General features: G+C 73.5%; 12 protein-coding genes. 3 read left to right on the top strand and 9 right to left on the bottom strand.

Annotated elements, in window-relative coordinates:
- Positions 1 to 59 precede the first annotated feature (59 nt).
- From fxsA to ACIBAD_RS11310, 4 genes are read right to left on the bottom strand one after another with little or no spacing between them, the layout of a single operon-like run.
- The gene (gene fxsA, locus ACIBAD_RS11325; RefSeq protein WP_134071303.1) at positions 60 to 254 is read right to left on the bottom strand and encodes an FxSxx-COOH cyclophane-containing RiPP peptide; all 195 of its coding nucleotides are present in this window, start codon (positions 252 to 254) and stop codon (positions 60 to 62) included.
- Positions 255 to 312: 58 nt separating this feature from the next.
- Positions 313 to 3543, bottom strand: coding sequence for an SAV_2336 N-terminal domain-related protein (locus ACIBAD_RS11320; protein WP_398906402.1), 3231 nt, complete (start codon positions 3541 to 3543; stop codon positions 313 to 315).
- A 12-nt stretch (positions 3544 to 3555) separates the two neighbouring features.
- A complete protein-coding gene (locus tag ACIBAD_RS11315; RefSeq protein ID WP_398905994.1) occupies positions 3556 to 4584 on the bottom strand; it encodes an AAA family ATPase in 1029 nt (342 codons plus the stop codon).
- Between the two features lie 25 nt (positions 4585 to 4609).
- A complete protein-coding gene (locus ACIBAD_RS11310) occupies positions 4610 to 6694 on the bottom strand; it encodes a trypsin-like peptidase domain-containing protein (protein ID WP_398905992.1) in 2085 nt (694 codons plus the stop codon).
- A 133-nt stretch (positions 6695 to 6827) separates the two neighbouring features.
- Here ACIBAD_RS11310 and ACIBAD_RS11305 point away from each other — a divergent pair, with 133 nt between their 5' ends.
- Positions 6828 to 7013, top strand: a complete 186-nt coding sequence (locus ACIBAD_RS11305; protein WP_010061466.1) for a DUF6104 family protein — start codon at positions 6828 to 6830, stop codon at positions 7011 to 7013.
- 91 nt (positions 7014 to 7104) lie between these two features.
- Here the strand turns inward: ACIBAD_RS11305 and sodN are convergent, their stop codons facing one another.
- Entirely contained in the window at positions 7105 to 7500 is a 396-nt protein-coding gene (sodN, locus tag ACIBAD_RS11300; protein ID WP_008741558.1) for a superoxide dismutase, Ni, read from the bottom strand.
- A gap of 182 nt (positions 7501 to 7682) precedes the next feature.
- Between sodN and sodX the strand changes: the two genes are divergently transcribed.
- A complete protein-coding gene (sodX, locus tag ACIBAD_RS11295; protein ID WP_134071310.1) occupies positions 7683 to 8102 on the top strand; it encodes a nickel-type superoxide dismutase maturation protease in 420 nt (139 codons plus the stop codon).
- On the opposite strand, the gene ACIBAD_RS11290 is transcribed toward sodX, so the two are convergent.
- Complete coding sequence (locus tag ACIBAD_RS11290; RefSeq protein WP_398905989.1) at positions 8006 to 8635, bottom strand: CGNR zinc finger domain-containing protein; 630 nt, start codon at positions 8633 to 8635, stop codon at positions 8006 to 8008. The two genes, sodX and ACIBAD_RS11290, sit on opposite strands and share 97 nt — an antisense overlap.
- A gap of 82 nt (positions 8636 to 8717) precedes the next feature.
- On the opposite strand from ACIBAD_RS11290, the gene ACIBAD_RS11285 reads away from it, so the two are divergent.
- Complete coding sequence (locus ACIBAD_RS11285) at positions 8718 to 9473, top strand: class I SAM-dependent methyltransferase (protein ID WP_134071314.1); 756 nt, start codon at positions 8718 to 8720, stop codon at positions 9471 to 9473.
- Positions 9474 to 9561: 88 nt separating this feature from the next.
- Here ACIBAD_RS11285 and ACIBAD_RS11280 read toward each other — a convergent pair whose 3' ends face one another.
- From ACIBAD_RS11280 to ACIBAD_RS11270, 3 genes are read right to left on the bottom strand one after another with little or no spacing between them, the layout of a single operon-like run.
- Complete coding sequence (locus tag ACIBAD_RS11280; RefSeq protein WP_053691788.1) at positions 9562 to 10329, bottom strand: amino acid ABC transporter ATP-binding protein; 768 nt, start codon at positions 10327 to 10329, stop codon at positions 9562 to 9564.
- On the bottom strand, positions 10326 to 11276 hold the full coding sequence (locus ACIBAD_RS11275) for an amino acid ABC transporter permease (RefSeq protein ID WP_134071316.1): 951 nt from the start codon (positions 11274 to 11276) through the stop codon (positions 10326 to 10328). The genes ACIBAD_RS11280 and ACIBAD_RS11275 overlap by 4 nt, the downstream gene beginning before the upstream one ends.
- 36 nt (positions 11277 to 11312) lie before the next feature.
- Positions 11313 to 12272 carry an ABC transporter substrate-binding protein gene (locus ACIBAD_RS11270; protein WP_134071318.1) on the bottom strand — a complete coding sequence of 320 codons (960 nt, stop codon included), beginning with the start codon at positions 12270 to 12272 and terminating at the stop codon, positions 11313 to 11315.
- Between the last annotated feature and the right edge of the window lie 46 nt (positions 12273 to 12318).

Genomic DNA, 12318 nt, shown 5'->3' with positions numbered 1-12318 from the left:
ATCGGGACAACTGTGGGTGCTCTGCGTGTCCTTGGGACTGCGGTGCGTGAGGGTCCGCGTCAGGCCACTCCCGAGTCGAAGGCGTTGAGGATCTCCGCGGGGTGGGTGACCCGCTCCACCATGCCCTCGATGACCCGGGCCAGCACGGGGTGGTCGATCCCGCGCAGTGCGGCCAGATCGAACCCGGAGAGGTCCGGTAACTGCCCCGGACAGGCGGAGCCCGTCGTTTCCGCTTCGTGCTGCCGAGTCACCATGGGCTGCCCGTCCCCCTGTTGAGTCGCGTGTCGATGGTCCACTACCCACGTACGGGGGTCACAGCGCCGCCTCCAGGGTGCGGACCCGGGATCCCAGGGCCTCCCTGCGGTCGGCGGCCGGATCCCCCAGCCGGGTCCACAGCTCCAGCGCCGAGCGGTACGCGTCCAGCGCCGCCCGGGGCCGCGCCAGGCGTTCGAGCACCTCGCCGCGCAGCTCCTGTACGCGCGCCCCCAGCTCCACCGCCACGTCCCGCCGCTCCTCGCGGTCCGCGGCCAGCGCGCAGCGCCAGGCCCGCCGGTAGGAGTCCGCCGCCCGGTCGAGCCGGTCCAGGGCCCGGGTGTGCGCGTGGATCTCCTGCTGGACGTCCCCGTGCTCGCGCCAGGCGCGGGCCTGCTCCAGCGGGCTGCGGCTCTGCCGGACGGCCAGTTCCAGCAGGTACTCCGCCTCCCGCAGGTCCACCACGTCCCCCTCGTACGCGTGCCGCAGCCGCAGTCCCTCCGCGAGCCGCACCAGCCGCTGCGCGGAGCGGGCGTCGGACTGCGGGACCGCAGCCCGGCTGTCGCGCAGCACCCGGACGGCCGCCGAGGTGAACCGCCGCCCGTGGGCGGCCCGCGCCCGGTCCAGCAGTACGTCCCCCCACTCGGGCAGCAGCTCCCCGTACGCCTCCGCGTCGCGCGGGATCAGCCGGCGGGCCCTGCCGTACGCCTCGGCCGCGTCCTCCAGGGCCGCCGGTTGCGCGTCCCGCGCGTACAGGGCCCGGTGCACCCTCGCCAGGCACACCAGGGCCGCCAGCCGCAGCTCCGGGTCGCCGGTGGCCTCGGCCAGGGCCAGGTCGAGCTGGCCGGCCGCCTCCTCCAGCCGCGCCGGCAGGTACCTCAGGGCGGTGGCCAGCTCCACCCGTACGCGGGCTGCCGTCGCTCCGGAGGACTCGGGGTCCAGCCCGGCCGCCAGGTGCTCGGCGGCCTGCCCGGCCAGCGCCGTGCGCTCCACCGGGTCGGGGGTGCGGGGCAGCAGGGCGAGCAGGACCCGGCCGAGGGCGGGCCGCACCGCCGGGTCCGAGGCGGGGGCTCCGGTCACCGCCTCCAGCGCGGAGCGCGCCTCGCGCAGCGCGCCCGTGTCCTCGCGGAGCTCGCCGAGGCGGACCAGGGTCTGTGCCCTGCGGACGACGCAGTCCAGGCGCAGCCGCGGGTCCAGCTCCGGGTCGAGGTCGCCGCCGACGGCCGCGAACTCCCGTTCCGCCGCGGCCAGCAGCTCGGGGTCCGGCTCGGCCGCCAGCGCCCGCTCGTACAGGATCCGGCCGAGTACGGCCCGGGCGGGCGGGGTGCCGAGTCCGGCCACCGCCCGCTCGGCTTCGGCGAGCAGTCCGGGGTCGCGCTGCCCGGCCCACAGCCGCAGCAGGACGGCGGCCAGCTCGCATTCCGCCTCGCCGGGTGCGTCCCCGGGTCCGGCGGGGGCGGCGACGGCCCGGCGCAGTACGGCGGCGGCCTCGTACAGCCCGCGGGGGCCGCCGCCGTCCTGGTCGTGCACGGCGAGCCGCTCGCGGGCGGTGCGCACCGCCCAGGCCCGCCCCGGCGGGGGTGCGACGGGCTCGGGGACGCCCGGCTCCCCGGGCGGTCCGGGCAGGTAGCGCCGTACGACGCGGGCCGAGACCTCGGCGAAGGCCTGCGGGAGCCGCCCGGCGGGGACCCGCTCCTCGCCGCCCTCCTCGACCGGCGGGGCGCCGGTGAGCTGGGAGACGGCCAGGGCGGGGAAGTTCCGTACGCCCCGCCCGAAGTGCGCGAGCACGTACTCGGAGCAGTGCTTGAGCACCAGCGCTGCCTCGTCCCGGCCGAGCGGCCCGAGCAGGACGTCCTGGACCCCGGGGACGAACTCGTACCACTGACCGGCGGCCTGGCCGCGCCGCAGCAACCCGCTGAGCAGCACTTCCGCGAGGTCCGAGGGCTCCGAGTCGGGCAGCATCGTGCGCTGTACGAGGGCCATCACGGGCAGGGTCAGCGGGGCCGCCGACAGGTACACGGCGAGCTGTACGGCGCGCGGCGAGGCGGAGGCGCGGAAGCGGCGCACCAGCTCGCGCGGCGGGCGGACGGCGCGCGGCGGCGGGAGGGGCGCGGCGGGGTGGTCGGCGAAGACGCGGCCCACCTCGGCGGGGACGGGTCCGGTGCCGAGACCGGCGACGAGGCGGGCCCAGGAGCCGAGCGCGATGGCGCTGGGCGGCAGGACGGGGACGGTGAGCCCGCCGGTGTGCCGCCCGCCCCGGACCGGCCGGTCGGCGCGGAACCGCAGCTTCCCGGAGCCGCCCTCGGCGCGGGTGAGGACGCCCCGCTCGGTCGGCAGCCAGCTGCGGCTCCACAGCCGCTGCGGCAGCGGCTGGACGACGACGCAGGGGGTGCACTCGGCCCAGCGGTGCAGCAGCCGCTGGGCCTCGCCCTCGCGCCAGAGCGGGCCGGCGCAGTCGGAGACGACCATGGTCAGCGCCCGCCCGGTGGGGTCGCGCAGCTGGTCCCCGGAGCGCAGCCGGGTGCCGGGACCGGGTCCGCGGCCGACGGCGGCCCGGCCGTCCCCGAGCCGGTGCAGGTAGTGCACCTGTACGTCGCGGAAGGCGCCGAGCCGCTCGCACACGGACCGCAGCTCCTCGAACATGTCATGCCAGACGGCCATCGACGGGGAGGCGTCCATGACGAGCCGTACGGTCGCCTCGCGCCGGCTCTCCGGCCGCAGTACGGGGATGACGAGCCCGAGGGCGCGGGCGCTGGCCTCGGCGGTGGCCGGCTCGTCGAGCACCAGGCGGGTGGGCGGGCCGGGCGGGCGGTGCCGCTGGAGGGCGCGCAGGGCCCGCTGGATCTCCAGGATCCGGGGCAGCGCGGCCGCACCGGGCACCCTTACGGGCACTCCGGCGCCGCCGGGGAACTCGGCGGCCTCCTCCGCGACGGTCCCCAGCACCCGGGAGGCGTAGAGCCGGACCGCGTCCTCCGGTGCGGGCTCGGGCCGGACGGGCTCCTCCTCGGCCGGGGGTGCCCCGCCCGCGGTGCGCGGCCGCCGGGGCGGGGCGGTGCGGTCCCGGTCGGGGGCGGCGGAGCCGGTCGGTCCGATCCGCCCGGCCAGCCACAGCGCGTCGGCGAGCTCCTCGGCGGTGGGGTCGAGCCCGGCGGCGCGCAGCAGCCCGGCGAGGTCGCGCAGGGCGGCGGGGACGGGTGCCGGGCCGCCGGCCGGCCCGGAGGGGGCGGGCAGGGCGTGGCCGGGCCCGGAGGAGGCGGGCCCGGAGGAGGCGGGCAGCGGTGGCCGGTCCATGGGCACGGGCGCTCACCTCGGGCGGTCGAGGCGCTGGATGAGCAGGTCGGCGAGGTCCTCCCGGGTGGGCGGGGCGGCGTAGTGGGTGAGGTAGATGGCGTTCAGCAGCTGGTCGGCGGCGACGAGTTCGGACTGCGAGCGGCTGAGGAACTCCCGGATCAGGTCGGCCCCGAGCTGCGCGGCCTCCTCGCCGAGGTGCGCGCGGACCATGGTGGCGAGGCGCTTCTCGCCGGGCTGCCCGAGCTTGAGCTGGATGCAGCGGCGCAGCAGGGCGGCCGGGAAGTCCCGTTCGCCGTTGCTGGTCAGGATGATGAAGGGGAAGGCCCGGCAGCGCACGCGGCCGCCCCGGACGGTGACCTTCGCCCCGTCGTCGGTGAGCACCTGCACCTCGGGTTCGGTGTCGGCGACGCGTTCGAGTTCGGGGAGGGCGAACTCGCCCTCCTCCAGGACGTTCAGGAGGTCGTTGGGCAGGTCGATGTCGCTCTTGTCGAGCTCGTCGATGAGCAGGACGCGGGGGCGTTCGGTGGGCAGCAGGGCCGTCCCGAGCGGGCCGAGGCGGATGTACTTCCCGATGCCGGGGGGCGTGCCGGGACCGGGCCCCGCGCCCGACGAGCCGCCGCTCGCGGCGATCTGTACGTCCTGGAGCCGGGCGATCGCGTCGTAGCGGTACAGGCCCTCCTGGAGCACGGTCCGCGAGACCACGGGCCAGCGCAGCACCCGGCCGAGTTTCAGCTCGTGGGCGACGGCGTGGGCGAGGGTGGACTTCCCGGTTCCGGGGTAGCCGGTCACCAGCAGCGGCCGGCGCAGGTACAGGGCCGCGTTGATGGCCTCCAACTCCTCGGGCTCGGGCCGGTGCAGCTCGGCGGCCTGCCGGTGCGCGCCGAGGCGCCGGGCTACGTTGCCGTCGGCGGTGTCCGCCGGTCCCCCGGGCTCGCCGACGGGGCCGCCGTCGAAGTCCCGCCACGGCGGCGGATCGGGCAGGGCCTCGATCCCGTCGTGGGGTTCGCCGACCCCCCGGTAGATGAGCCATTCCTCGTTCACGCCTGCTCCCTCCCCCTCCCGCCCGTCACAGGTCGCCCTGCAGCGGCTCGTCTTCGGGCAGCGCCCGGGCCGGGTCCTCCCAGACGAGGGCCATCCCGTCCGCCCAGTACGCGTCGGGGTCGGCCCCGTGCGCGCGTGCCCGCAGTGCCTGGAGCCGGACCGGCAGCGGCGCTCCCCGCGCCGCCTCCGTCAGCTCCTCGCGCAGCCCGCGGTGGAACGGCGCGCAGTCGGCCGCCGGGTCGTCCGGGGGCCGCCGGGTGACGGCCACTCCGTATCCGGCGTCCCGGACCCCGTACAGGGAGCCGCGGGTGGGCTCCGCGTCGGCGGCCCGGCAGTGCACGGGCACGGTGTTGTCCGGCAGGGTGTCGAGCCATTCCGGCGCCGGGGTCCTGGGGCGGCCGCGGTCGCAGTCGGCCCGCTCGTCGAGCAGCGGACCGGCCTGGACGCGGGTCCAGCGGTCGGCCCGGCGGTGGTCGGCCTCGTCGTCGTTCGGGATCCCGCCGCCGCTCCCGGCCGGGTAGCGGAACACCACCGGCCGCTGGACGCCCAGCGGGGTGCGGCCGGCGACCGTCCAGGTGTCCACCGGCAGGCCGAACAGTTCGGGCGCCACGGCGACTTCGAGGAGGGCCGCCGCGTCGTGGGTGTCGCAGCGCCGGAACGCCTCGGCGAGCGGGACCCGCAGCGCTTCGGCGAGACCGGCCCGGGTGGCCCGTACGCCCGAGTCCACCGGGGTCACCCGGCCGGGGTGGGCGGGCCCGTAGAGCACCGAGACGCGCCAGTCGTAGACGTCCTCCCAGCCGTGCGCCCAGGCCTCCAGCAGTACGGAGGGCCCCTGGGGCAGGGTGCCGGGCGGCCGGGTGTGCCCGTTCGGATGGCGGTCGGCCCGGGCGCGGCGGCGCCGGTCGCGCTGTGCGAGGCCCTGTTCGTGCCGCTCGCCCAACTCCCTCCGCAGGGGCCGCCACAGCCGTTCTGCGGTGGTCCGTACCCAGTCCCACAGCTCCTCGTCGGCGCCGGGGGCGGGCGGCTCGCGGTGGTCGGCGACGCTGACGTCGGTCGCGTACCGGAGCATCGCGGCGGCCTCGCCGGCGCCGCCCGGCGGGTCGTGCAGCATGCCGAGCCCGTCGCGCCAGCTGAGCGGCGCCGGCAGGCCGGGGTCCGGCTCCTCCCCGCGGGCCGCCTCCACCAGGGCGCGGACGGCCTCCGAGGAGCGCGGCGGTGGCAGTTCGGCCAGCAGCCCGCACAGGGTCGTGCGCTCGGCGGCGGTGAGCCGTCTGCGGCCCTCGTACGGGTCCTCGCGGACCGGGAGCTCGTCGTGGACGTCCGTCCAGGTGCGGCGGCTGTTGAGGTCGCTCAGGTGCTGGTCGTAGTGGTACAGGTCGTGGGCCTGCATGACGCGGCGGTAGAGCCCGACCTGGCCGGTGGCGGCCAGCGGCAGGGTCCGTAACTGCACGACGGAGACGGCGAGTCCGCCGCCGCCGTTGTTCCGGCGGGCCTTGACCACGCCGACGACCTCGCCGCGGGCCAGGTCCACGACCGGGCCGCCGGACATGCCGGGCTCGATCTCGTCGTCGTCGCCGAGGCGCAGGGCGGCGCCGCCGGCGGCGGTGCCGCGCAGCCGGGTGGTGCGGCCGGTGATCTCGGGGGCGCCGAGGTCCTCGGTGCAGCCGAAGTAGGCGACCTCGTCCAGGCGCGGTCTGCCGCGGTCGGTGAGCCGTACACAGGCGTGCGTGATCGGGGCGAGGACCCGGACCAGCGCGAGGTCGGGCAGGTCCCACAGGGCGCGGCGCGCGGGGCGGCGCTCCTCCAGCCGCTCGGGCAGGACGCACTCGACGCGGCCGGTGACGGTGCCGGTGGCGCCGTCGGCGCCGGAGGAGAAGGTGATGCCGAGCTCACGCCCCGCGAGACGCACCGCTGCACCCCCTTCACCGACGACGTGCGCGCACGTCAGGACCCAGCCCGGGGCGATGAAGAAGCCACTCCCCCAGGTGGGACCGGTCCCATGGGGTGCATACCCGTCCGGGGCCGCGTGGACGCGCACGGTGGCCGCCTGGACGAGGGGTTCGAGGAGCTCGAAGGCGCGCGCGGTGCCGCCCGTGCGCCCGTCCGGCATCCCCTGCCCCCTCAGGTGTGGAGACCGTCCAGGCTAGCGCCGGGTCCTGCACGAGGGGAGGTCTCGCCGGGTATGCGGATTATCCTGGCGGGAAACGTCCCCTGCACACCTTCATCACGGCACGGAGCCCGACTTGTACTTCACCGATCGCGGCATCGAGGAGCTGGAGAAGCGGCGCGGCGAGGAGGAGGTCACCTTCGAGTGGCTCGCCGAGCAGCTGCGCACCTTCGTCGACCTGAACCCGGACTTCGAGGTCCCGGTGGAGCGCCTGGCCACCTGGCTCGCCCGCCTGGACGACGAGGACGACGAGGACGAATAGTCCACACGTGGGACGCGCTGTCCCCGAGTACGGAGAAGGGGCCCGACCGTGGTGGTCGGGCCCCTTCTCCGTACTCGGGGACGGGCCGGGATCAGGCGGCCTTGGTCTCCCAGAAGATGCGGTCGATCTCGGCGATGAGCTCAAGCGCCTTCTGGCCGGTCGCCGGGTCGTTCGACGCCTTGGCGGCCGAGAGGGCCTTCAGGGTGTCGTTGACCAGGGTGTGCAGCTGCGGGTACTTCTCGAAGTGCGGGGGCTTGAAGTAGTCGCTCCACAGCACCGAGACGTGGTGCTTGGCGAGCTCGGCGCGCTGCTCCTTGATGGTGATGGCGCGCGCGCGGAAGTCGGCGTCCTCGTTGGCCTGGTACTTCTCCTGGACGGCCTTGACGGACTCGGCCTCGATGCGGGCCTGGGCAGGGTCGTACACGCCGCACGGAAGATCGCAGTGGGCGGAGACCTTCGCCTTGGGGGCGAAGAGGCGGGAAAGCATGGAGTTTGTCCTCCTCGTGATCGTCTTCTCAAGAGGGGAGATTACTCCGTGGGAAAGGGGATTTCGCGAGCGGCCCCGTGGGCTTGGGACAAAAGTCCAGGGTGGCGTCCGGACCGGTGAGCGAATCTACGGGAGGCTGCGGCAGCATGCGCAGTGAGGCGAGAGCGGGCGAGGAGGCGCGCATGGTGGAGAGAAGGCACTCGCGGATGGCGTTCGAGGTACTGGAGGTGGCGGGGCCCTCGATGGTGCCGACGCTGCTGCACGGGGACCGGCTGGTGGTCCGGTACGGGGCGGTCGTGCGCCCGGGTGACGTGGTGGTGCTGCGCCACCCGTTCCAGCAGGACCTGCTGGTGGTCAAGCGGGCGGTGGAGCGGCGGCCGGGCGGCTGGTGGGTGCTCGGGGACAACCCGTACAACGAGACCGGCGACAGCACCGACTACGGGACGGTGCCCGAGGAGCTGGTGCTGGCGACGGCGGTGCTGCGCTTCCGGCCGCGCGCGGCGGATCAGAGTTCGCTGAGGGCGCGGCTGTCCTGGGCGGCGTCGGCGCTGCGTCCGCTCTGGCCGGACGCCTCGGCTTCCAGCCGTTTGCGGGCCCGGTAGGCGGCCACGTTGGCGCGGGTGGCGCAGCGGTCGGAGCAGTAGCGCCGGGAGCGGTTGGTGGAGGTGTCGAGGTAGGCGTTGCGGCAGGGCGCGGCCTGGCACAGGCCGAGGCGGTTGGGGCCGTGCTCGGTGAGGTGGAAGGCCAGGCCGAAGGACGCGATCGCGGCGTAGCCGGCGGAGGCGTTCGAGGGGTGGTCGGCGAGGTGGATGTGCCAGTTGGGGCGGCCCTCGTCGTCGAGGTACTCGTGGCCGGAGACCTGCGGGCTGACCGGGAACTCCATGAGCAGGGAGTTCAGCAGGTCGACCGCGAGCACGTGGTCGCCGGCGTCGGCGGCCTCGAAGACGGCGCGCAGCCGGCCGCGGACGTTGCGGAAGCGGGTGACGTCGGAGTCGGTGACCCGGCGCGCGGCCTGTACCCCGGGACCGAAGAGGCCCCGGACTGCGTCCACCGAGGTCAGCGAATCCTTGTTGCGGGCCGGCTCCTCGGTGTTGACCAGGCGCACGGCATAGTCCGAGTAATGGGCCAGTTCCACTTGTAGTCCTTACGGCTGCGGATTAGGGTCTCGAAGTAACGGCCGAGACTTCTTCGAGGGTATTACGACTGGAGGGCGAGCGATGGCGCAGACCACGACCGACTGGCAGGCCTGGCAGGAGAGCTGGGACCGGCAGCAGGAGTGGTACATGCCCGACCGCGAGGAGCGGTTCCGGGTGATGCTGGACATGGTCGAGGCACTGGTGGGACCCACCCCCCGGGTGCTGGATCTGGCGTGCGGTACGGGAAGTATCACGGACCGCGTGTTCCGGCGGTTCCCGGGAGCCACCAGTACGGGCGTCGATCTCGACCCGGCGCTGCTGACCATCGCACGGGGCCACTTCGACGGCGACAGCCGTGTCACGTTCGTCACCGCGGACCTCAAGGACCCCGACTGGACCTCGGCGCTCCCGTACGACACGTACGACGCCGTCCTGACGGCCACCGCCCTGCACTGGCTGCACTCCCCGCAGCTCGCCGTGGTGTACGGGCAGCTCGCCCCGCTGCTGCGCGAGGGCGGGGTCTTCATGAACGCCGACCACATGCCCGACGCCGCGACCCCGCGCATCAACGCCGCCGAGCGCGCCCACCGGCACGCCGCGATGGACCGGGCCCGCGCGGCCGGCGCGCTGGACTGGGCCGACTGGTGGGCCCTCGCGGCAGCCGACCCGGTGCTCGCCGAGCCGACGAAGCGCCGGTACGAGATCTACGGCGAGCACGCCGACGGGGACACCCCCGACGCCGCCTGGCACGCGCGGACCCTGCGCGAGGCGGGCTTCGCGGAGGCCCGGACGGTGTGGCGCTCGCCCTCGGACGCGCTGGTCCTGGGCCTGAAGTAGTGCTCTTGGAGGAAAGTGAGAACTTTCCTCCACACGCGGGAGGGGCGGTACGGGAATCCCGTACCGCCCCTCCGTCCGTTCGCCGCGCTTACAGCACCTTGGAAAGGAACGCCTTCGTGCGGTCGTGCTGGGGGTTGCCGAGCACCTCGCGCGGGTGGCCGGACTCGACCACGACGCCGCCGTCCATGAAGACGAGGTTGTCGCCGACCTCGCGGGCGAAGCCCATCTCGTGGGTCACCACGATCATGGTCATGCCCGACTCGGCCAGGTCCCGCATGACGTCGAGGACGTCGCCGACGAGCTCCGGGTCGAGCGCCGAGGTGGGCTCGTCGAAGAGCATCAGCTTCGGCTCCATGGCCAGCGCGCGGGCGATCGCCACGCGCTGCTGCTGGCCGCCGGAGAGCTGCGAGGGGTAGTTCCCGCCCTTGTCGCCCAGGCCGACGCGGTCGAGCAGGCGCACGGCGCGCTCGCGCGCCACCGCCTTGGACTCGCCCTTGACCATGACGGGGGCTTCCATGACGTTCTCTATGGCCGTCATGTGCGGGAAGAGGTTGAAGCGCTGGAAGACCATGCCGATCTCGCGGCGCTGGGCCGCGACCTCGCTGTCCTTCAGCTCGTAGAGCTTGTCGCCCTTCTGCTTGTAGCCCACCAGCTGGCCGTCCACCGAGAGACGGCCGGAGTTGATGCGCTCCAGGTGGTTGATGCACCGCAGGAAGGTGGACTTGCCGGAGCCGGAGGGGCCGACCAGGCAGAACACCTCGCGGGGGGCGACCTCAAGGTCGATGCCCCGCAGGATGTGGGCGGCTCCGTACGACTTGTGGACGCCCTCGGCCTTGACCATCGGCTGAGCGGTCATCGCGCGACCTCCGTACGGCGGAACATGTTCAGGTTGGCCTTCAGGCGCTGGAACGGCGTCGGCGGCAGGTTCCGCGTGGAACCACGGGCGAAGCGGCGCTCCAGGTAGTACTGGCCGACGCTGAACACACTGGTCAGGGCGAGGTACCAGAAGGAGGCCACGAACAGCATCTCCATGATGGCACCGGCCGTGTTGCCGATGTTCGACGAAGCCCGCAGGAGTTCCGTGTACTGCACCGCCGAGACCAGGGAGGAGGTCTTCAGCATGTTGATGAACTCGTTGCCCGTCGGCGGGATGATCACGCGCATCGCCTGCGGGAGCACGATCCGGCGCATGGTCTTCGTCTGCGGCATGCCGAGCGCGTGGGCGGCCTCGGTCTGGCCCTCGTCGACCGACTGGATGCCGGCCCGGACGATCTCCGCCATGTACGCGCCCTCGTTCAGGCCGAGGCCCAGGAGGGCGACCATGAACGGGGTCATGATGTCGACGGTCTCGTTCTTGTAGATCGGACCGAGGTTGATGTACTGGAAGATCAGCGACAGGTTGAACCACACCAGCAGCTGGACGTACACCGGGGTACCGCGGAAGAACCAGATGTAGAGCCAGGAGACGGCTCCCGTCACCGGGTTCTTCGAGAGCCGCATCACCGCGAACAGGATGCCGAGCACGAGGCCCAGCGCCATGGCCGAGACGCTGATGATCACGGTGTTGCCGAGACCGGTCAGAACCGCCGGGTCGAACAGCTTGTCGCCGACCGTCGCCCAGATGACGTTGCCGTTGGCGAACGCGTAGACGAGCCAGACGAGCAGCGCCACGACCACGACGCCGCTGACCCAGCGGCCGTAGTGCCGTACCGGAATCGCCTTGATGGCCTCGTACGGGAGGCCCGAGGCGCCGGGTCCGGCCGGCGGGTTCTCGGCCGGACCCTTTTCGATCTTGTCAGTCACAATGACTGCCCTTCAGTGGAGCGTGGAGCGCGGGACTTACTGACCTGCGTTGACCGTCGCGGACTTGACGGCGCTGTCCTGCACGTTCCACTTCTCCAGCGCCTTGGCGTAGGAGCCGTCCTTGATCGCGGCGTCGAGGGCCTGCTTGAGGGCGTCGCGGAGCTGGGTGTTCTCCTTGCTCACGCCGATGCCGAAGAGGCCGACGCCGCTCTGCTGGCCGGCGATCTCGAAGTCGTTGCCGCCGCCCGAGGTCTTCACCGTGTAGGCGGCGACCGGGTAGTCGTTCAGGTCGGCGACGGCGCCGCCGGCCTTGACGCGGGTCTGCGCCTCGGCGTCGGTGTCGAAGGCCTGGATCGTGAGCTTCTTGTCGCCGCACTTCTCGGCCTGGGCCTTGAAGGCGTCCTCGTAGGTGGTGCCGCGCTGGACGGCCACCGTCTTGCCGCAGAGGTCGTCCAGGGACTTGATGCCCTCGGGGTTGCCCTTCTTGACGAGGAGCGAGAGGCCGGAGGAGAAGTAGTCGACGAAGTCGATGCCCTTGCCGATCTTCTGGCCCTTGTCGTCGAGGCCTTCCTGGCGCTGCTTGTTGTCGGTGATCGACGACATGATCGCGTCTTCGCGGCCGGTGTAGATCGAGGTGATCAGGCCGTCGAAGGTGCCCGCGGTGAACTGCATCTTCACACCGAGCTGCTTGGCGAGCGCGTCGGCGATGTCGGGGTCGACGCCGACGATCTTGCCGCCCTCGACGAACTCCATCGGGGCGTAGGCGGAGTCCGTACCGATCTTGATGACACCGGCGTCCTGGATCTTCTTCGGCAGGGCCGAGAAGAGCGGGGCGGAGCTGTCCTTCGACGTACCGCCGGAGGGGGTCGACGAGGCGCCCTTGTCCGTCTGGTCGCCGCAGCCGGTGAGGATCAGGGCTCCGGCGACCGCGATCGCGCCGACCGCGGCGATCCGGGACCGGGCGGCGGTCGTACGACGGGTGGTGCTTGCGGTCATGAGCTGGTTCCTCCGGCTGGCTGGTGGAGCATCCGAGAACGGTCGG

Origin of the sequence: Streptomyces sp. NPDC051109 (genome assembly GCF_044455885.1) — a bacterium.
Lineage (GTDB): Bacteria > Actinomycetota > Actinomycetes > Streptomycetales > Streptomycetaceae > Streptomyces.
The sequence above is the reverse complement of the archived record's forward strand: the minus strand, read 5'-3'. Positions and strand labels throughout refer to the sequence as shown.